The following is a 22,016-nucleotide window of genomic DNA, read 5'->3' on the forward strand; positions in this document are numbered from 1 at the left end:
AAAGCATCGTTTTGCTTATGAAACAATATCGAACTTACCATTGGCTCGAATCCACAAAGCACGATAAAGAGGCTGAATTGTTTTTGGAGAAATAATTTCCAGCGTCGCTTTTGTATTCGATACATATTCAAATTGACCTGATCCCAGCGCCTTTATTGATTTTATTTCTTCGTCGGTTGATGCTTTCAATACAACTTTATTATTTTTTTCTTCCGAAAAAATAACAGTGCCGGATACCGATTCAATCACACTGCTAACAATAATATAGTTCCTTCTGTTACCGGCCTGATCATACCCTTTCGATTTCCAATAGGCTTTCAACTTATCCTCAATCATCCCAATGGATAATACACTCACTTTTGCATCATTCAGCGAAACAAAAGCACTGCTATTACTTTTAAAATTAATCAGCACTTCGCCTTTTGCAAGTTTCAGTTCTGCGTTTACCCCGAAGTTTATCTCAAATGATTTTCCTGATGTGAATTTAAAATTTGCTTCATTGCTTTGTTCAATAAACTCCTTAATCGAAATGCCCGTTGTCAACTGTTGAATGTTTCCCAGTTTAATATGTTCATTCCCATCTACCTGAAAAATATCACCGATTTTAACCGGACTGTTTAAAAAATTCCCATAATAACCAACTCCAGAGAATAAGCGATTCGATTTCGTAAGAGATCTTGAACTTGCTGACATTGTTGTTGTATTGAGCTGTTAGTAAAAAAAATGCATTATCTTAATTCCGAATGAATTGTTGCCGTTTTACAGACTATTGATAATTTTCTTCAGTTCTTCTTCCGAAACAATTTCTTCACGCTCGGGTTCCCCATCAGCTTTGCGATAGGTGTCATATTGATGCAACTGTGAAAAATCCAGTTTTGTATCCCGTTCCAAAGATTGAATACTGCACTGGTACTCTTTAAATGTAAGATTGTCATCAATGTCTATGGCTTCGAAATCAATATCGTCTACAAGATCTGACTGCGACAGTCTAAACGCTGTGGCCTTTAATTCCTTACGGTCGTTATACCAAACTATAATTTTATAGAACTCCATCGGAACCTGAATACCACGAAATACAGGATCTCTTTGATCATTAAAAATTGGTCCATTAAAAACACTAATCCGTGCAGCTTTTCCTCTTTCCTGCATGGCTCCATTTTCAAGTACGATTGTTTCCAATCTTCCCCATAACCCTCCGGTGTGGCCTTGATTCAATGTTTTTATTTGCGGACAGGCATTGGTGTACATACAGGTCATATCGGCAAAGAATTTTGCTTCTTCAGCTGTCTTCCCCCAATTCGCATCTTCCCGACGGCTCATATGTCCCCGATCAAAACCGCTTCCCTTATAGTATGAATCACCGATTTGAATGTCATAGTCTATACGGTTATCTTTTAACCAAACATCTTTTCGCTTCGATTTATCTAATCGCTTGTTGTTGTCACCATCTACATTAATTGCGCTGATAACAGGCATCATTCGTACTGAATGATGTATAACACTATAATGATAGTATTTCAGGACAAAAGCGCCACTACCGTTAAGTTTGGAGATGAATTTCTCTAATGGCTTTTTAGGTAATGGTAACGGGATTTCAATACCTAAAAATTTCGGCAGATACCCCTTACAAGAGGAATAATCCATGCCATCTTCAAGCTTTTTAGCTTCAATTAATGATTCATCAATATTCATTGACCTGGTCGAGGGACTTGTCGGTGCTGGAATCTTTTGCTCCTCTTTTGTTGAAATCGACAAATGGATACTTCCGCTTTGATTCAGCAAAGCAGCAGGGAAAGAAATCTGGACGTTGCTATTTTCTGATTGCATATTTTCTGATTTATCTTTTTCTTCATGCAGTGTGACTGGAGGTACAACAGGAGTGAGGAACGGCGTACCCGGTCTTTTTTTTAAGCCGCTTATGAAGGATGAGTCTGGGAATCGAATGAAGACATCCTTCAGGATCACACTGATCCTGATTCCTTCATTCGCAATCCAATGAATTTTCGATACATCCACCTTACCGCCAATACGAGGTATTGGTTGATTGTTTTTATCCAAATATTCTCCTTGGGTATTTCTATTCGGAACTCCCATATGGTGCAAGCCTACCACTTGCCACTGGTCATTGAATACAGGACTACCACTGCTTCCTTGTGCGGTATCAGAATGATACCAAATAGTTGTTGGCATTATCTTCTTAAACAGATTCTCACGAATTGATAATTGCTTATAATCCCCTTCCGGATGATGAATAATATTTAACGATTCTTCTCCTTCGTTTCCTAATTTCCCTAAAGCAGGATCAAGGTATATGTACCCAATAGAAGATAATTGGTGCGTTTCCGTCACATCAACAGAACTGACTGCTATTAAACAATAGTCAAGCTCTTTGCAGGTGAAAAAAAATTCTGACGCCTGCAATCTGAAGGACACTGACTGACGGGGATTGCCTCTCATGTCAAGCTCATAATAAAACTGCACTTCGCTGTCAACCACATCCTCAATACTTTTAAAGACATGCCAGTTCGTCAATAGTAAACGATCAGAAACCATGAACCCGGTTGCAAACCCTATATTTTTACTTCCTTCTTTTACTACGATTCTGCCGATTTTCTTTTGTACATCTGCAATCAATTCCACAAAATTGCTGTAGACAGAATCATTTTTACCAATAGCCCGTTCATAAGCAAAATCTATTGGTTCAGGCGCTGCGGATTTCAGCATCTCCTTTCGCTTCTCAATATTTTCTGCAGTTCCTAAAATGTTATCCTTAATCGTTGCTGTCGAAATCTCGGGAGACTGGTCGCTGATAAACGCCTCTTCTTCCATGACATTGGCTGCTTCTCTCCCTGAAACTCCTTGCCAGGATTCAAAACGTTTCACTGATTCGTCAAGCTGATCAATTGTTACTAGCATAGATTTGGGTATTTTTAATCGTTACTACCTTTTACCAACTCGCTACCTGCGGTTGTAAATACGTTTTCGTAGTATACCTTTCCACATTAAGGGTAGGTTTCTCAACCAATAAGATTTTTGCTAACACTGAAAAGCTCCAGGCCTGCTTACACAGTCTATTGTTTTTTATTAATGACCCATACTAATAATCTTCATTGATCCAGAATTATACGCTATTTATTCTTGGTGCGATTCCAGTAGTTGAGCAACCCTATTAATAAAAATACCCCTTGGAATAAGCCCGGTTTCATTGGAGCAGGATGTTGCAATTACTTCAAGGATCTCCAGTTTTTTCAAATCGGGTCTCAGGTTCTGCAGTTTATCGGCTAAATAAAAAACTTCCCAAGCTTCATTACAAGAAAAAAAAGCGGGGTCTTCCCCGTTGTCCCTTTTTCGATTTTCATAGTCAGTCCAGTTTTCAGTGCTCTGTAGGTAAAGTGAAATCATAGTGTTGCAGCAAATTTGAAAAATGATTTTTTCGTTTGCAACCGTGGAAACACCCCTATCTATTGCGGTTACTACCTGCAACAGTACCGTACTACTCCTCTTATTCTGTGTTATGTCTTTCGGCAACTTGCACACTCATTATTGATCCCAAAATTTCTTGTATGAACAATTCATCATCCTCTGGATTTATTTCATTGCAAAAAGCAATTGAAATGACCACCCGTTATCGTCAGAACAAAGAAGCTGTCATTGATCCCCGGTATGCCGGAGCAAACATCTTATCCATCTGCGATACGTTTAACAAAACGGCCGTTGCCACCCTATTAGCAAAACCCGACTGTACCGCTATTCGTCTTTATTACGGAATGGATGAAGCATTACAAATTCGCCCCATCCTTGTTGCCGTAAATGAAAAAGATGAAGACATTTTACCTGACCTTAGTACCTTAGAAAGCGAAGAGCCTGGCGAAGACATCGTCGATGACACCATTAAGTGTCCTCCGATTTGTCCTCCCCCTTCGGTATTAAATCAATAAATGTATGGGGTTATATAAGATTGCTGCGATCTTGGGATATAGTGTTCTGTTTGCTGCAATTATTGGGCTGGTACGCTTTAAACAAACACCCAAAGCGTACCGCCCCTTTTTTTACCTTGTCTGGCTGGGTCTGGTGAATCACACTGCAAGTCTTGTTTTCGTACACTACTTCCACTCCAACAGTATTAATGGAAATATCTTTGTCCTTTTGGAGAGCCTGTTATTCCTCTACCTCTTTAAAAATTGGGGACTCTTTAAATCAAAACCAATCACGTTCTTTGTATTATCTGTCTCATTAATCGTCGTTTGGATAGTTGATAATCTTATTCTGCATTCCCTATTGTCCGCAAACGCAGGGTTCCGAATCATTAATGCATTCCTGCTTGTCTTTCTTGCTATTGAACAGATGACACACCTGATTACTAATGCACGAAAAAAACCACTGTTCGATCCTGTATTTATTATCTGCACCGGAATCTTAATTTACTTCTCATATAAAGCGTTTATAGAAGTGTTCTTTCTTATGGAAACAAATGCAAGTCTCTCGCTTATTACAAATATTTACGCCATTCTTGTGTATATTAACTGCTTTGTGAACCTTTTATATGCATGGGCTGCGCTATGGATACCCAGGAAAAATCAATCTTTATTTTAGTCGTCATTGCAGCAAGCGTGTTGGGCATAGTGTTGCTGTATTTTATAGTGACGATTATCCGCCAGCAACGGAAATCCAAACAATTACATTTGGATAAAATGCAGGCTGAAATACGCACTCTTGAGCGGGAACGTAAGCGATTTGCATCAGATCTTCACGATGATCTCGGGCCATTGTTATCCGCCATACGATTTAAGATAAATTCAATTGATCCATCATCGCCGGAGGACGAACAACTGATTGCAGATGTAAGTCAACACATTGATGATAGTCTGACCCGTATACGTGAAATAGCTTTCAACCTGATGCCCGGAACACTGCTTCGAAAGGGATTGGTTGCAACGGTTGAAGAAATTATTTCCAAGACCGAAAATCATTTTCCTTTCATCATCAAATTTTCTGCTAACGAAAATCAACTCGTTGACCAGGAAAAATCTGTACATCTGTACCGGATAATTCTAGAGATCCTGCATAATACAATAAAACATGCCCACGCTACAGAATTGACTCTTAGCGTATACATAAATGAAACTACAGTTCGTTTTCAATCCCAGGACAACGGGGTGGGATTCGATCCAGAAGTTGTAAAAAATAATGCACATGGGCTTGGTCTCAAAAACCTGCAAAGCCGGGTGGAAATTATGGGAGGAGAAATCTGTATTGAAAGTGAGCCGGGAAAAGGAGTACATTGCTCATTTGAAATTCCATTGTAAAAACATACAACATGACTACTGCATCCAATCCTATTACGATTGTTATTGCCGACGACCATGAAATTTTCAGAGACGGATTCACGGTTATGATCAAAAAGTTTCCCGAGATCACCATTATCGGAGAAGCAGAAAATGGAACTGAACTTGTCGCATTGGTTAGAAAGCTACGGCCTGATGTAGTACTAACCGATATCAAGATGCCGAAAATGGACGGAATCGAAGCGACCAAACTTTTAGTTCAGGAACAGCCAGGAACAAATATCATCGCCTTATCTATGTTTGACGAGGATAATCTTATTGTTGACATGCTGGAAGCAGGAGCACGGGGCTATCTGCTCAAAAATGCCCATAAAGATGAAATAATTGAAGCAATAAAAGCTGTTTATAAAGAACAAACTTACTACTGCAGGCATACCTCTTCGAAACTGATGCAGATGATAGCGAAAAGCAGGTTTACGCCTTCACAAAAAAAAGAAAGACCGCAATTCACTGACAAAGAAATCAGCATCATCCGCTTAATCTGCGAACAACTGTCCAACAAGGAAATTGCAGACCGGCTCAATCTCTCTGTCAGAACGATTGAGGGGTATAGAGAAAAGATTCAGGAAAAAATGGATGTTCACAATACTGCAGGTATTGTTGTTTACGCAATCAAAAATAAAATTTATTCATTTAAATAGAGTTTCTTCCATTACCGTATCTTTCTAAGATCAATTACTACAAATACATAAAACTCAATACCATAGTTTAACAACAATTTCTTTTTGTCCTGTTTTAGCCACATTTTCCGGTTTCCGGTCTTTTGCTTGAAAAGCACATTTCGATATTGTAAAAAGTTTCGCTTCCAAACAGATTAAAACAACCTGCATACCAATTATATTTGATCCCGTTTTCACAGGCTTCCAGGTAGCAAAAGAACACCCATCGATACTCCTTTACATAACTGAACATATAGCACCACTTGGTAACAGTTCTGTACTTTTTACATGGATAAGGAAAAATCCACTTCCAACATACTGTCCAATAACTTTCGGTAATCACTCGTTGTTCTGCCATAATAATCAGGTTTAAATGGTTAATACTATTTGTAAAATCTTTTTCCTGTATTCCATTTTACTAGTGTTGATGCTCTGGAGCTTCCCGATCAAACCAAGCAAGATCATTATAGAAATCCCCATACAAACAGCAATTTTCACATCAAGAAGTCCCAACACAATCCCTGCTACGATCAAAATGACTACAGCAGGAAAAAACAAACGCATCAATGAACGACCTGACGCACATCCGCAATTAAAAACAAGGTTGTTCAGCTCTTTTTCATAGAATAGATTTTGTTCTCGTGTGAGTTCAGATAGACGGAGTGATACAGGTTGCGGCTTCTTTTTATAAAGATCAAGTAGTATTTCTTTATTATTGACTTCGACATACATATAACACATCATTTTTATTCTCCCCAACTTTTAACTACAACTTGTTTTAAAAGAAACAGGTATTCTGCACAACGTACCAGGTGTATGCGGCAGCACAACAAAATAAAAAAGCATCAGATCATTTACATCCGTATTTGTGCCTATCCGAACAGGTAGTTATACGGGTGCAAATCAAAAAACTTTTATTCATCTTGGATTGTAATTGAGATCCCTGAAAAGTGTACGCTCAATCTATTCTCATCAACTTAAAACTTTCTATTATGAAATCAGTAAAACAAAAGTGGGATGACCATCCTCAATTCATTATTCGCCCACGGCTTCCACAATTTCCGGGCATTTTCGATCTGCCTGCAGATACCTGCATTGCCAGCCATGCACCACATGAACATATTACCGAGCATCTACATGATCACTTGTATCATATGCATATCCGGTATGGGTTTGAACTGCCGAATCAAACCCTGCGTGGAATCGACAAGCTTTCATTGCATGTTGCCATGATGGTGAAGGTTGATCACCGGGTCGATTGCAATCCCGTCTTTGTTGCACGAGGAAAAGGCTATGAGGGCATTTGTTTGAAAATGGCAGGGCAAGATATTCACTGGACACCTGATGAACGTGTCGGAGAAAAAGCAACAAAGCTTTTTGCAAAAACAGGAAGGAAAGTGCCAAAAGGATATTATTTCGCAGGCTTCAGTACCAGCTCTATGGATGAACGTTCCGTATACGAATACAACCGGGAAGATTTACTCCGGGCAATCGGCAACGGACTTGTAGCTGATCAGCATTTTCAGGCAACCTGGAAAAAACCGGTCAAGAAAGAGATCGAACCGTATGATGTCGTGATTTACTTAGGAGACAGTGTTACTGAGTATCATACTTTTTTCAGATTACCTGTTGTCGTTCCCATTGGCGCATTTTAATTTTAAATCACGATGATGAAAAAAATTACAATCAGCGGAATCCTTATTGGTAAAAGAGGTTCTGAAAATACAAAAACAGCATTTATTGAAATCGTCCACATACAAAAAGAATACAGACCTGAAGGTCCTGCAGAAAATTCGATTCTTGAAATAACAAGGCAGGCGGAAAAATCAACAGCTACTTATATTCCCTGGGTTGGCTATTTTGATTTAGATCGGGAAAACAAAAATGTCTCCCCGAAATGGGAAATTATTGAGCCGGGCAAAAAATATCTTCTTGACAATGTAGAATGGACTCCATTCCAACAATAGCCTCTTTTATTAATTATAATCAACGTCTGTAAAGATGAACAATAATAAAATACCCATGCCGTCTGTCCTGAAATCATGGCAACATTTACAAGAAACAATGCCCGGATTAACGGTACCTGCTGGTATACCAGTAAACAATGTTGGAACAACGTATTGCATGGCACAGGAACTTAGTTGGATTGACTTGAACTATTTTGCAGTTGGACGATGGGATGGTTCGTTAAGCATTTTTCAATTTACCCAATCACAGCAGCAAGGGCCTTTAATTACAGAAGCAGTGAACACACCTTCAGCCGAAGGCGTACAAATGATTACGTGGTTGTCGAAAGGAATATTTGCGACTTCAAACGATGAACAATCTGTCATTACCTGGTTCACCCAAAGCGGAGATTGGTCTGACCTGACAAAACTTCAAACACTTAGTTTTGATCCTTCCTTAGGAGTTGCAAACAGCGGAACTTCGTATACTACTCCAGACAATACAGCGCTCTATTTTATTATCGGGCACGCTAATGGTTTTATAAGTATCTGGAAAGATGCTCCTACATGCACCAATCTTCAGTTTCTTGTTTCAGTAGATCTCCGGGCAGCTAACCCTGTAAATCCGTGGGGTATACACAACATCCGGGGAGTATCTACGATCTTTTGGGATAATACATACGGATATATTGTAACCGGCTCAGAAGATGGCAACCTGTGTGTTGTACGAATACCGGATGGCCAGATACTTTCTACAACCGTTTATAACCCGCAGGCACAACGGGGTATTAACAGCATTGCCACGCTTGGACAAAACTTACTTGTTGCTAACTGTGCTGTTGGACAGACTGACAAAAATCTTTGGTATTACTGGATTGATTCTTCCGATTGGTCAATCACACTAAGAGATGCCAGGATGCTCCAGGTTGATCCTTCACTTCCACAGGTATTTAATTTCGATATCATCTGGGGATATTATTCGGAAGGCCTTTGCTGGTTCTCCACTACGGAAGAAGGTGTATTATGGATGGGAACTATACAAAACAATCAAACGCTTGATGTTATCGGAAATCAGACTGTAACAGCAAAACTTGGTGCTGCTTTGGCAATGTGCCTTAGCGGCGATTTGGCATTAGCGGCATATGATCTGTATGAGTTCAATACAACTCCCGGAAACATAAAATCAGTCAACGGACATCCGGAAAGATTTGAGATAGTTTAGGAAATGATTGTCATTGATAAGCATAACAGACTTAGTTTAATATAATCACTCATTGTCACTATTGCTTTCATAAATAGAATGAAAGCAATGTCTCATAATTGCCTCCACTGATTATACTGTTCAAAAGTTTCTACCAATGACTTCAGGATATTAAGTTCCTCAAATTGCAAAAAAGTATTATCTCCGGGAATCCAGGAATCTTCAGACAGGCCCTGAATTGTTTTTATCCGGACCAGCTCAGAAATGGTTCCATCAAGAAAAATTTTGTAGTAGATATTGTTTCCGTAAGGTGCTTTTGCCTTGATGACCTTGATGTCATTTATGATTGCGCAATAATAATCAACAGTAATATCACCGTTGTATTCAAACGGGTTGTTCGTTTCATTCAACGGCAATACAATACCTGTTTGCTCAGCAATAATATCTGTAAGTTCGGCGGCGTCTTCCATATTCCAATTGGATAACCAAATTATTTTATCCGGTGGAAGAAGCTTTCGTTTCATCAACGTTCGCTTATGCGGAGGATCGGATACAAAGAAGTACAGTTCGGGAGCCGGATGGTATATACAAACTAATTGAACAGTCAGCAGTTCGTCTTTGAACAGGATTTTAAATTCCTGCATCACTTCCCATTGGTCGCTTTCATTATCAGAAAAATTATTCAAACTTTTCATGGATAAAAACTCATCTTATACACTAAGCCTGACTTAGAAGTCAGGGCTGTAGCGGAAATATTAAATTAATGAGGTAGAATCAGCAAGGTACTACTTAAACATACGAAATATATTTGCATATATGAACTCTCTAATTAAAAACTGTTGCGATTATTTGCACCAACAGTGACCCGATCGGTTCTTATTGACAAAAGAGGTGTTGTGATACCATCAAAGTAAATAAACAAATAAATCGCATCTCGTCTTTTGGTCTGGCGTGTTGTTTGCTGAAACAGTTCTTTGGGAGACCTTTATACCGTAAATCAATTTCTCTCTTAACAACACTTAGATTCTTAAAAAAAACAGTACCGGGTCTTTATAACTTCACCTCGCCTTTCCCTAAAATTTTAGAAGCTTCATTAATGGTAAAAGTATTATTACTTTCAAGTTCTTTATTAAAAAAATCGGGCTCAATAAAATCAACCCAAATTTCAAATTCATTAACCATACCAATTTTTTTAAACTCTGTTATTCTACCTGACATACATTTATCTCCGAAACAAAATAAGAAGACCCTTTTTCCCAAACTAACATTTTGGCTTATCCATTCTATATTTGCTTTCATAAATACTTAATTTATAGATTTTATAGCAGAGTTAAATAGATTTAATCGTTCTGGAGCAACAAAATAAAATTGTCTACCTGCATCCGTTCCATTCTCAAAAATGAATCCCTTATTAACTTTTATTTTCAATATCTGGTTACCATCGCCAGCCCATTTACGATACCATTTCGCATCTTTTACATTCGTCCAGAATAGTTTACCCTCGTAGGAGGAAATTTTAGAACTAATAGGGGCCTGCCGAAAGCCATATTCTAAAATGTCTGCCGCCTCACCCTTAGAGACAACCCGAAAGATTGTATTTGTCCCTCTAAGGGCAGCAAATCCACCTCTAACGGTAGTGAATCCCAGCTTAATAGTACCTCCCCCTGGTATAAAGAATGATCCAATATCTTCGCCAGTATGTCCATTCAATCTAGTTATTTTTTGACCGGTATAATAATTGTAATCATATGCGCTACCCTGACTACTTTGCCACGACACTGCTTCATAAGCACTGAATTCTGATTGTTCAATAACCCTTGGATCGTTTTGTGAGGTGTATTTTGCTTCTAAATGTTGACTAACATTGCTAACTCGTGTTGCATCCGAGTTTGAATAAATATTTCGGGTATAAATGGGTTGAGGGGCATGTCTGTAAAATAACATGATGCTATTTACATTATTAACAATCTGTGACGATATTAATCCGACTCCTACACTTGCATTGGCTATGCCAAACAACTTATAAGTAATTGTACCGTCACTCAACGCATAAACTACAGAGAGTTGGCCTGATTTCAAAAGTGTTACAGTTGAGCTATTTGCCCTTGCAAAAGCAATTGCCTTTGAGAGAGCAGTTGGAGGATTTACGAAACCTCCCGTTGGATCAACTAAATTTATTGGATCATTACCAATACCAATGTAACCACTCGCAAATTCATTGTATGGATCTAAACTCAACCATCTTCCAATCTGTGGATCATAATTTCTTAAAAAGAACTCGTTCCATACTACATCATAATTTTCTTCACTGAAAGCACCTTGAAATCCAAAAGACACGTTTGCCTCTACTTTACTTCCCCCTAATTTACTAGGAAGCGCTTTGCTACTTATTCCGGCAATTTTTAAACCATATGCATAATAATGGGTTTCTTCAATCAATCTTCCTCTTGTATGAGTAACCTGGAAATTGTCGAAGTAAACATACTGTTGCTCACTCTCATTGCTCAGATAAAGAATTGCATATCCATTTTGAGGAACCTGAGAGTTGATGATTAATGGAGCTGCTCCATCACCAGCAGAAACTACTCGTTCAGAATAACTTCCTTCAGAAACAAAATTAAATTGCTCATCAAAGTATAAAACTGTAATAAACGCTCTTGGCCGATCATTAGATCCTGAGCTATTTTGCTGTTGAAAGAAATTAAACAGATCACCGCCTGAAGTATTAAGGGTATTAGAAACGATTCCAGTACTTGATTTAATTATACCCGGTGCAGCCGAAGTAGCTATTCCAGAAATCAATGTATTAACAAGCAAACTTGTTAACTGCGACTGTGGCTGACTTGTCTCATTTTGTTGATAGAAATAATTTACCATTCCGTAAATCTTATCCCCAGCCATAACACGCATGAAAACATTTGGGCCAATTTTTTTATCACTACCGATGGAAGAAAGCCTGCTAACTTTATTGGAATTATTTGAGTTCCATCCATTAGGCTTATCCTTTCTGGATAATACTACCTCATTGTTTGCTCCATCCTGACCGAAGATAGTCTGCTCTGTTTGCGCAACACTGGTATTCTCATCCTCCATTGTAGCAATTGAGTAATTTTGTTGCTTTTCTTCAGTAAGTATTACTCTGATACTGGAAAGATGGTCTTTTATATAATAATCATAAATCGCTTCTTTCCCGGAGAAAATGGATATACCTCCATTTAAATAATTGTTTCCATTATTAACAGGAGTGATAAGCCTCACTCTGCCTTCAGCATGTTGCCAAAAAGCGAGAGCACCTTTTTCATATATGTATCCATTGGCATATTCGGTCAACACATCTACTGCCTGGTTGTTATTCAAAGCTCCGGCAGGCTCTGTTATTCTCTTCGATAATATATTTCCGCTTGCGTCATATACATAAGAAATAACTCTTCCCGTGTTTTCAAGCCTGACAGAAATAGGCATACCCAACGCATTATAATCAATACCATTCTGCGATGTACCTATTCCTTTATTTCGATCTTTGGTTAGCTGTCCTGCAGTATTATACTCATAATCATTTCCAGTTGTACTGCCATCCTTGAAATCAAAGAGCTTTCCGTCATAGTTACCAATCACATTGTCTTTCACCTTTATTAAACGGTTACTTAACTCTGAATTATCGTAAGTGTATTCCAGATTATCAATCGTTTTAACCCCTTCTCCCGGCACAACCCCCATTCTTATCAATGTGCCTAAATTCCCATTTAAATCTTTGTACGTAAAGGAAGATGAAAAATCCATTTTGTCATTAGACCAGGTTGTACTACCATAGTTTTTCTGATAAAAGTTAGCATTTAATAACTGTCCTCTATAGTCATAGTTATAGTTAAATACACGCTGACGATTATCCCCAAAAGACTTCCACTTAACCGATGCTATCTTCCCGTCCATTCTCACATTTGTAACATCGGTTGTGCCTTTTTCATAAACAAGCTCGTAGCCAAAATAATTATCACCTCTCGAATAATCATTTACGTGGGCTTTGTTCATAGAAGTAAGCACTCCACGCAAATTGTATTCGTAATTTAATGTTTCAATTCCTGAACCATTATTGTAAGAGGGGGAAAGCACTGTTTTCTTTACTTGACCCAATTCGTTGTAATGGTACTTTACTATTGACTTATCAGTAGATCCATTTAACGATTGTGTTACTTCCGTTACTCTTCCTAATTTGTCAAGTGTATTCTTTTCTACAATAACAAGTGCGCCCAGGTTTGAGGTATGGGCGCTATGGGTACTCCGAACATTGCCAGCAAAATCGAACTGGACTGATGTTATATCTACTGTATTCCTTATAGTTTCAACATGTGTTTGAATTACATTACCATCCTTGTCGTAAAAAATTGTTTTTGATAAAAATCTGTCGCCATTATCAAGTACCCTGACATAGTTTCCTGTCAATAAACCAAGTGTTGCAAGAGATTGGCTAAATTCTATAGCTTGGTTTGAGGAAATAGTATTGGTAAAGTTCACCTGCGAATTAAATGTTTTGACACCTGGATAGTTATAATAATCATAATAATTAACCGTTAAAACATACAAGCTTTGGGCATTAGCAATAGGTGAACCTTTAACAAGCAGGTTATGCTGTACCCCGTTATTTATTACTATTGATAAAGTGCTTGGATTAGCCTGAAAGTTTATTAAATCGACTTCTCCCTGTAAAACTTGTCTTGATTTACCTGTACCGGAAATTAAGCCAGTAGCAACCAGTCGATCTTGGCTATCAAACAAATTCAGCAGCCATTGATTTGCATCCCGTAAATTGCCGTTTTGCTGGTAAACAAGCCGGTCGTGACTATCATATACATTTTCAACAATAGCACCGCCAGGTGATTTTTTTCTGATAATCCTTCCCCGTTTATCATACTCATTCCAAAAACAGAGCTCATCTATTATGCTAAGATTATTCTGAAAGTCCCAGTTGTTATTTTGTAACCATTCAACAGCCTTTGGGGTAATGAGAAAACGTAATCGATTAAAGTCATCATAGACGTAATATGTACAAGCCCATCCTGTATGATGATCTGTTAGTGTATTCTCTGCTACATTTTGCACTTTGCTTAGCACTACTCTCCCTGAATAATCTTTATACTCAATTGTTTTATTGCCTAGTTTGTCCGTCAGAACAGACTTGAACAAACTTCCGGGTGCAAATGAGTTTGTTGAATAAGGAACAGAACTCTGCGCATAACCTATTTTCCAGATTCTTACATTATCTGGTTCGCCATTAAAGTCAAAAGCAATTGAGCTATTTACATTGGCTCCTCCAAGCAAACTACCCGCTTCATATTCTTTTTTAACAACACCTAGAGGCGAATTATCATACTCGACTCTATCATAGGCGTTTGTTTCATTGTATTTGTTCGAATAGTAATCAGCTTGTTTTTGAAGTGCCCCTTCTTTAAATTTTCCTTTGTTTTCGCTCGTAGAAAAACCCAAATATTGTTTATTCGCTTTTCCCGTTAAATCATATTCAAATACAGATACTAAATCATTCCAAGTTGCCTGATCAGTGAAACTCATCTCTTTTAAGACTTCCTGCATGACCCTTCCGTAGCCGTCATAATAGGAAGTTTTAACTGCTTTTTCGTTTGTACCTAATTGATCAGCCTGATACCAGCTTGTTATACCTTTAACATTAATGTCTATTTCTCTGACATAGTTCTTATTTTCATAGTCAACAGTTGTATAGTTAGGTTTGAGGTTTAGTGTATTGGAGAATAATACCTCTGTACTGCAACTTACTTTTCTTCTAATATAGCATTGATCATTTAGAATAAAGCTGTTTGGAAATGTTTCTGTAGTTGCTATTTGTGTCCATAATACGCCGTCATACGAGACTTCCCATGCGTAACTAAAACCTGTGCATAAACCACCGGTTGCTGAGGTTGCATTAATTTGAGGATGCTGATCATAAGTCGCCTGGCCTGTCAAACTGATAAATCCTGCATTAAACTGAGGGATATAGATGGAGCTTGCATTTGTTGCAACAGGCGTACCGTCAATAGTAACGATACAATAGTACGTTACCATGTATGCATTAGGTGCAGGTGGCGAGTAGGTTGATGAAATTGCCCCACTAATTAGTTCACCGCTGTTTTTGTACCATTGATAGCTTATATTAGTTGTGGATGGAGGGTATGTCCACTGAACTTCGATTGATTGCGGCGTGATTCCATAAGAAATAGCCTGCTGATAAGGAGTAATATATGGAACAGGATTAGCTCCCAAAATTTCTACACTTAAAAATCCTGATTGCCAATATGTTAGATCCCAAACTTCAATACTACCGTAACCAGGTGAATTATCCCATTGTACTGTTACAGAACTAAGATCCTGTGCAAGAATTGTTCCACCATACACATCATAGGTCACATTATTGGTCATCCAATCAAAACTAACAGAATAGGTTTCTACTGATCCCCCTTGTACCGTTTGAGCTCCCGAGATATACGCATTTTGTGCTTTACATAGGCTACTAAAAAAAAGCACCGCTATAAATAATAAGCATTCCTTTGCTATACTGATAGGCATTTTGAGTCTTTTAATTGAGTTGTTACTATCCTCTTTTTTGCTTAGCTCTATTGATTATTTCCTGATTTTTGGTATTGTATTCATTCTTACGTCTCAGCAATAAATTCTGATAATCTTCATACTGTTTGTTTGAAAGAATTTTTTGGTACATTTCTTTACGCCATGCAGCAATTTTACTCAGCTCTTCCCCTCTATTACTTATAGGTAAAGAACTCTGCGCCCCAATAGCTCTACGTTTTTCCATATACTCCAATTCAACCGCTTCAATTTCAATAGCTTGTTTTTGTGTAAGATTCAGTTGTTGTTTTAACATTGCAGCTTCCTGCTTTGCCAGTGTCTTATAACTTTTTTTATCAGCAGTCTGTTTCGATTGCGAAATCAAAACACCAGTCGAAAACAACATAAAAATAAATAGTACAAACTTTAATTTCATATTAATAGGCTATTAAGTAGTTCGGTTTATCATTGATATAATAGCTTCTGTAAAAGCTTCCATAATAGTTTCCATGATCATACATCAATACATTGGTACCGATGACATATTCTGTACCAGTGGCAACCACATTACTTTCAGTTGAAGAGTTGGTGAGGTTACCCCATGAATCATAGCTTTCAATATGTTCCGTATATGTCACTGCATGGTTGGTTACATATAATGGTTGAGTACAATTTTGATCACTGTAGAACCTGATAACCACATCAGCCTCACCATATGATGAAGATTGATTCCAATAGTTCAATTCAAGACGGGCATAGACTGTTGTACAGGTACCTGATGATGAAGAGTTGGCTTGAGCTGGACCATTTGTATTAAGATCATTGAGAGCAAGATTATTTGCTTCCTCCTTAGTTAGTCCAAAATGGGTATTTGCAAAAACTGTATATAAAACTTCGCTTCCTAATTGATAGGATAAACATGATTTAGTAAACGTTTTGGAGATTTCATCGTTTCCAACTTTGAGGTAATTATACTCATATGTCTTAATGATATTTTTTTCTATATCACGAACGGCGATCAAACGGCCAACAGCATCATACTGGTAATACAAAATATTATTGTTGGCGTCACATACACTTGAAACACCAAACCGTTGGTTATAGGTTGTGGTAGTCATTCTCGAATCTGCCGGATATACCCTTACTTCATCTATCAGACATTCATTACTATTATTTTTCCATATGCCAATACCTTCTGCCCCCGATATTTCTCCCTGATACAAAAACCAACCATTTACACTCCTTACGAGTGTCAATTGATTGTCGATTATTTGATTACCCCCACCCGGAAAATTGATATTTACTCCTGGTCTTGGCCCTTTTACCCAAAAGCTTAAGATATATTTCTTATTAGAATTAAGAGAGTTTATCCACATACTTCCTACTAAATCATAAGCCATACTTCCTGTTATGGCCCCTTGACTACTTTTAATCAAATGTGTCCCATAACCCCATTTGTTAATACCGGCAGCTTCATGATTCTTTGTTCCCTCAAAACTTGTATATGCGACACCCTCTTCAAAATTTCCATTATCAATTTTAGCAACAGGTAAACTACTTGAATAATCATATAGAGTCGAGGTACTAATAGTCCCGTTACTTGTAACAGTTAGCACGTCACCTTCGTCTGTATAAGTGATTCGTTTCGACTCTTTCAAAAAAGAATAATTCAATAAATTGTTTTTTACTTGCTCTGGATCCAAAATATCACTAACGGTTGGTTCGTCAAGCTCGGAATGATAAACTTTTATCGGTTTTATATCACCATTTGAGATTACTGCGTATTCAGTAAGAGATGCTATAACTACCTTTTTTTCCGTACTACTTGAGCTTTCCTTTTTCCAGGTTACTTTGCATACCGGAACATTAATAATGTTATTAGTGCTGCAAAGCTGCATTACACTATTTTGTTCATAATCCAGCGGATAATAAATCCTCTCGCCAGAAACCTGCCCGTCACTTTTTACAGTAGTGATCTCGTTAATCTGAAAGTTTTTAGGACTGTAATTGTAAATAAGAGTTGTTTCATTAAATACGCCTGTTGAATTATAATTTCTAATCTTTGTTTCTGAGACTTCGGATCTTCCTGTTCTTGGGTAATAAAAAGAATAACTTAAGTAGTTCGTATAACCACCTCCCTGTGAATTATGAAGTATGTAATCAACAATCGCATTTGTCTCCACATAACAAGATAGATTATTCGTATTCGTAGTCAAATCCCTCTCAAAAGCCGCTTGATTATATATGTTTTCTTCTTCTTTAACTTTTTTATCCTGTGCATCATAATGGGTTGTAATTAGCGGCAGGCCATATTTCCATGGGAGAAACCTCATTTTGGGCGAGTATGGAAATGACATTGGAGGAATCTGATCATTGTATGTAGCTGGAGAAGTAAATTTGTGAACTGTATAGCCAGAATTAACATTGGCACTTACATTCTTAACCTTTACTCTTGAATACATAATTGGCAATGGGCTTATTGTAGAAGATGGATAAAAACCACTATTAACAATAGTAAATGTGGCATTTGCGTTACTGGCTTGGATTAAATTAATGCCTACAAATAATACAAAATCAGCGACTAATAACGGCCCACTCATTTTAGTTGTTGCACTAATAGTTTGGTAAAAAGAGTATGCTTTACTTGCAAAATCGATTGATGACATAATATCACGGAAAACATAGGTCTGGAAAAAAGATTCACTTTTTCCAGACATTGAATTTGCACTGTATGAATAGGTGCCATCATCTTTGTAGTGATACAACTGTTTGGTTGTCGTATAAAATGGCTCAGTAGTTTGTTCGAATCCCCAACCAGATGATGTGCCGTCATCATCAGTATATGAGTATTCAACAACAGTTTGACTACTATTAATAACAGGATCAATTGTTATACATTTCTTTACTCTAACTCCCTGATTATAGTTCAGAGGACTTGATGCATTCTTAACATGCATTCCTGTTTTCCCTTGATTTTGCTCATATACATAAGTCAATTTTCCTTGTTGAGGGTTTGTTACACTCTTAAGGATACCTAACGCTGCATAGTTGTACGTAGGTGTTCTGCTTTCATAGTTACCAAATGGGTAAAACGTTGCCCCTATCTGCATTCTATTCATAAATAGAAGATTCATATTTGCTGCAGTTGGATATTCATTTTCCGTAATATCCTGATTTATTGAGGTATAATACCCCCAATGATCTTGAGAGAATGAACCAAAAGGTGGCACGATTTCCAATGGATCTGAACTTTCTGAGCCGGTATAATATTCAAAAGTGGTAGGTGGAACAATTGACGTCTCTTCGGATGAAATTTCTTGAACTGATCTCAAACATAGTCGCAAAAATCGCTTTTGATTTTGCGTCATTGTATACAAAGTGGTATTTGAAAATTCTAGTATTTCCTTTTTATAAAAATAACCGTATTTAAATCTGAATGACTTCCTTAGATTATTCTCCACATATTCCTTTACCTCTGTCAAAGGCGTTGTTTTTGGTCCGCTATCCATTCGCTGCTGTCCACCATATACAAATTGATATTTTGAATTACCAGGCAATACTATCTCTCTGATCCTCTTACTTCTTCCTTTTATTCTGTTTTCAGTAATTGTAAAAGACCTGGAAAATGTTCCATAAACTCCATAATATTGTTGCTCTTGAATAAATGAGCAGGCCATATTATATGAGCCAATAAAATCAGGGTAGTAATCTTCGTAATTGAATACGATCTTAGCTCCAGTACGAGGGTTTTTTATCTCGGATAGAAACCACTTGTCAACTATATATTTTCCCGTTGATGTCGCTCGATATATGTTAGTTGATATCTGTGTTTGATTTGCATTCGTATTATACAGATTTATTGGATTAATATAATTTAGCACTTCTGTAAGATTGAGCGTACTAAACTTAAACTCAATTCCATACTCATCAGTAATAATAAATGAGCTTATTTTGGTTCTAATATTATTGCTAGTCATGTCAGTCAGCTCAAATCTTATTTTAAGTTTTGAGTCCGGCAATATTGTAATTGAATGATCTCTTCCTATGACAAAGGATCCAACCCTTCCATTAAAGTTAAATGTAAATACATCTTGTTGCCTATCAGCCAAAGCTCTTCTGGAATATTTTATCCTTTTATCATGATCACTTTTAAAACGAGGGGTAAATACAAGATCACCTGGCAGCATACAGGAATTTGGAGTCTGGGTTATATCCGGGCTCAAAACAAACTCGCTAAACATGTATCCATTTGGATAGTAATTGTTAATATAATCGTGAGCCCCAGGTTTCACTGACATAGTTGCTTGAACGATGTCAACTAAAACCGGGTCCCAATACGCAATATTTTGGTTAAAAGACCCAACGGGATTTGTGCAGTTATTCGTAATTGGTGGGAATAAGTTTCTTGAATCCTGATCATCCGGTTCGCCATATTGCACCCTTTGAATAAAACCTCCAGCACCAAGACCCCATCCTAATCCAACATCATCTGCAATCTCATTAACCTTTACACCACTACCAGAAACATACTGGAGTTCAATCGTTGTGCCAAAACCATTTGATTCATCTGAGTATTTAAATAAGGGATAAGAATACTGTGCACTCCCCGTCTGCAGATGAACTTGCCCTGATAAATTGGACGAGATAATAAGAAGTAATCCGATGAAAATACCTACTCTTTTCATTCTCATTTTTTTATAAATCATTTGTATGTATAACCGACTCTAAAAACAAAATTTTGACTTTGAGGAACCTGATCCTTTGCTAAAAAATCATAAAGCAATTGAACATTCCCTTTCCATTTTTTTCCTATTGAATACTTTTTACTGATTCCCAGTAACGCACTTTTTTGCCATGCTGAATAGTTTTTTAATACTTCGATATTTTGAAACTGACTACGATAGTTCATCTCTCCACCACCTGTTATCCAAAAATTTCCTTTTACTTTCAGATCCAGAAAAGATCTTAAGCCAACGCCTTGGTACGTAACCTGAATTCGATTCCAACCATGCCCCCATCCAATTTTTCCTGAAGTACCAATCCCAACGGTGCCTTTATCGCTAATTTTATAACCAAGAATAACACTTAGATCAGACGTTGCAGGAAAATAAAAATTTGCTTTATTAGTTTGTATAGTTGTTCCTAACTCCAACCTCTTCAAAAAGCTTTTCGTTTTTTGCGGGTTCACTTTATAATCAGGTAACGCAACATCATTTCCACTAACTGGCGCATTAATTGCGTTGTTCACCCGATTGGATAAATTGTTTACGTACGAACTGCCATTCTGAATACCTTGCTGTATTAATTGAGAAGGATTCTGAACATTACCAATATTGTTTACGATCGCACTGGTAACCATTTGCCTAGTAGGAAATGAACTATTTATGCTTGCCATGTTTGCATACTGCCCATTTGAATTTGGCAATTGAAACACATTTGCCAGTTCTGAATTTCTACTGAAAAAATCCTGGAATGCAGGAACTTTTTTAGCCACATTTAATAATTTCGCACCTAATTTCTTTGGGTCTTTTAAGGCTTCTTGGTATTCCTTTACCTGTGCCTGGTAGTAATAAACCTCTTTCTTAAACTTTTGAAACTCTTTGGCAAGCGGCGTATTTTGTAAATGCGCTTTCAGCTCCTGTTGCCGCTGTTGAATTTGTTTGCGGATCAGGTCTGTTTGATTCAACTTGTTTTTAAGACTGGCAATGCTTTGCACATTTGCTCCCACCTTATTCTGTAATGCTCCTGCCTGCTGAAACGCTAGATTGTTCTGCAAGTACTTCATTGCGGTACCCAATGAGTCTAAATGACCATTATAGGCGGTAGTATGCTGTTGAGCTTCGGTTTGCGTTTGGTGTAGCTCTGTTCGCAACCGGTTATACCTGCCTTTAATATCTCCAAATACTTCTTTTGCTTTTATGGAATCAGTACGCCACAGTTTGCGTTTTAATTTTTCTTCTTGCCGCTGAAGTTTATTGAGGTATTTATCTGTTTGCTGGGTGAGTTTTTGTTCGAACTTATTTGCCTCCTTGTCTATGCGGCCAAATACTTTATCGGGGAAAGAAAGAATACGGTTGAATAGAGAACTATCCTGCGCCTTGCTGGTAGCGGCGAAGAATAGCGTTAAAAATAGTATTAGCAGTGGGTGTTTAAAACTGCCTGATCTCATAAGTAAGTCAAAACTTGATGGTTTTCAAATCGCACGTAATGGTAATAACTATTTTTTAAAATTCAAAAAATTAAATATTACTAATTGGACATTCTTACTCTTCATATTTACATTAAAAATTGT

At 37.5% G+C, this 22,016-nt stretch carries 15 protein-coding genes; 6 read left to right on the plus strand and 9 right to left on the minus strand.

Annotated elements, in window-relative coordinates:
* Nucleotides 1-15 precede the first annotated feature (15 nt).
* Together ESA94_RS18155 and ESA94_RS18160 are read right to left on the minus strand one after the other, a co-directional pair.
* Nucleotides 16-693, minus strand: coding sequence for a hypothetical protein (locus tag ESA94_RS18155; RefSeq protein ID WP_129132357.1), 678 nt, complete (start codon nucleotides 691-693; stop codon nucleotides 16-18).
* 66 nt (nucleotides 694-759) lie between these two features.
* A complete protein-coding gene (locus ESA94_RS18160; RefSeq protein ID WP_129132358.1) occupies nucleotides 760-2,916 on the minus strand; it encodes a DNA/RNA non-specific endonuclease in 2,157 nt (718 codons plus the stop codon).
* A 647-nt stretch (nucleotides 2,917-3,563) separates the two neighbouring features.
* Between ESA94_RS18160 and ESA94_RS18165 the strand changes: the two genes are divergently transcribed.
* The 3 genes from ESA94_RS18165 (at nucleotide 3,564) to ESA94_RS18180 (ending at nucleotide 5,986) form a co-directional block, all read left to right on the plus strand.
* Nucleotides 3,564-3,938 (plus strand): hypothetical protein, encoded by a 375-nt coding sequence (locus ESA94_RS18165; protein WP_129132359.1) that lies wholly within the window; start codon nucleotides 3,564-3,566, stop codon nucleotides 3,936-3,938.
* Nucleotides 3,939-4,559: 621 nt separating this feature from the next.
* Nucleotides 4,560-5,306 (plus strand): sensor histidine kinase, encoded by a 747-nt coding sequence (locus ESA94_RS18175; protein WP_129132361.1) that lies wholly within the window; start codon nucleotides 4,560-4,562, stop codon nucleotides 5,304-5,306.
* Between the two features lie 11 nt (nucleotides 5,307-5,317).
* Complete coding sequence (locus ESA94_RS18180; protein ID WP_129132362.1) at nucleotides 5,318-5,986, plus strand: response regulator transcription factor; 669 nt, start codon at nucleotides 5,318-5,320, stop codon at nucleotides 5,984-5,986.
* A gap of 387 nt (nucleotides 5,987-6,373) precedes the next feature.
* Here the strand turns inward: ESA94_RS18180 and ESA94_RS18185 are convergent, their stop codons facing one another.
* Nucleotides 6,374-6,736, minus strand: a complete 363-nt coding sequence (locus ESA94_RS18185; RefSeq protein ID WP_129132363.1) for a hypothetical protein — start codon at nucleotides 6,734-6,736, stop codon at nucleotides 6,374-6,376.
* 260 nt (nucleotides 6,737-6,996) lie between these two features.
* Here ESA94_RS18185 and ESA94_RS18190 point away from each other — a divergent pair, with 260 nt between their 5' ends.
* The 3 genes from ESA94_RS18190 to ESA94_RS18200 all read left to right on the plus strand — a co-directional run bounded on the left by ESA94_RS18190 (nucleotide 6,997) and on the right by ESA94_RS18200 (nucleotide 9,172).
* A complete protein-coding gene (locus tag ESA94_RS18190; protein WP_129132364.1) occupies nucleotides 6,997-7,659 on the plus strand; it encodes a hypothetical protein in 663 nt (220 codons plus the stop codon).
* A gap of 12 nt (nucleotides 7,660-7,671) precedes the next feature.
* Entirely contained in the window at nucleotides 7,672-7,971 is a 300-nt protein-coding gene (locus ESA94_RS18195) for a hypothetical protein (RefSeq protein WP_129132365.1), read from the plus strand.
* Nucleotides 7,972-8,128: 157 nt separating this feature from the next.
* Nucleotides 8,129-9,172: a WD40 repeat domain-containing protein gene (locus tag ESA94_RS18200; protein WP_129132366.1), complete on the plus strand. Its 1,044-nt coding sequence runs from the start codon at nucleotides 8,129-8,131 to the stop codon at nucleotides 9,170-9,172.
* Between the two features lie 92 nt (nucleotides 9,173-9,264).
* On the opposite strand, the gene ESA94_RS18205 is transcribed toward ESA94_RS18200, so the two are convergent.
* The 6 genes from ESA94_RS18205 to ESA94_RS18230 form a co-directional block, all read right to left on the minus strand.
* Nucleotides 9,265-9,846 carry a hypothetical protein gene (locus tag ESA94_RS18205; RefSeq protein ID WP_129132367.1) on the minus strand — a complete coding sequence of 194 codons (582 nt, stop codon included), beginning with the start codon at nucleotides 9,844-9,846 and terminating at the stop codon, nucleotides 9,265-9,267.
* A 355-nt stretch (nucleotides 9,847-10,201) separates the two neighbouring features.
* Nucleotides 10,202-10,450, minus strand: a complete 249-nt coding sequence (locus ESA94_RS18210; protein WP_129132368.1) for a hypothetical protein — start codon at nucleotides 10,448-10,450, stop codon at nucleotides 10,202-10,204.
* 6 nt (nucleotides 10,451-10,456) lie between these two features.
* Nucleotides 10,457-15,727 carry a DUF6443 domain-containing protein gene (locus tag ESA94_RS18215; RefSeq protein WP_129132369.1) on the minus strand — a complete coding sequence of 1,757 codons (5,271 nt, stop codon included), beginning with the start codon at nucleotides 15,725-15,727 and terminating at the stop codon, nucleotides 10,457-10,459.
* A 25-nt stretch (nucleotides 15,728-15,752) separates the two neighbouring features.
* Nucleotides 15,753-16,160 (minus strand): hypothetical protein, encoded by a 408-nt coding sequence (locus tag ESA94_RS18220; protein WP_129132370.1) that lies wholly within the window; start codon nucleotides 16,158-16,160, stop codon nucleotides 15,753-15,755.
* Between the two features lies 1 nt (nucleotide 16,161).
* Nucleotides 16,162-20,409 carry a DUF5977 domain-containing protein gene (locus ESA94_RS18225; RefSeq protein WP_129132371.1) on the minus strand — a complete coding sequence of 1,416 codons (4,248 nt, stop codon included), beginning with the start codon at nucleotides 20,407-20,409 and terminating at the stop codon, nucleotides 16,162-16,164.
* Nucleotides 20,410-20,426: 17 nt separating this feature from the next.
* On the minus strand, nucleotides 20,427-21,893 hold the full coding sequence (locus ESA94_RS18230; RefSeq protein ID WP_129132372.1) for an AAA family ATPase: 1,467 nt from the start codon (nucleotides 21,891-21,893) through the stop codon (nucleotides 20,427-20,429).
* Between the last annotated feature and the right edge of the window lie 123 nt (nucleotides 21,894-22,016).

The sequence above is a fragment of the Lacibacter luteus genome (assembly GCF_004118265.1).
GTDB classification, from domain to species: domain Bacteria; phylum Bacteroidota; class Bacteroidia; order Chitinophagales; family Chitinophagaceae; genus Lacibacter; species Lacibacter luteus.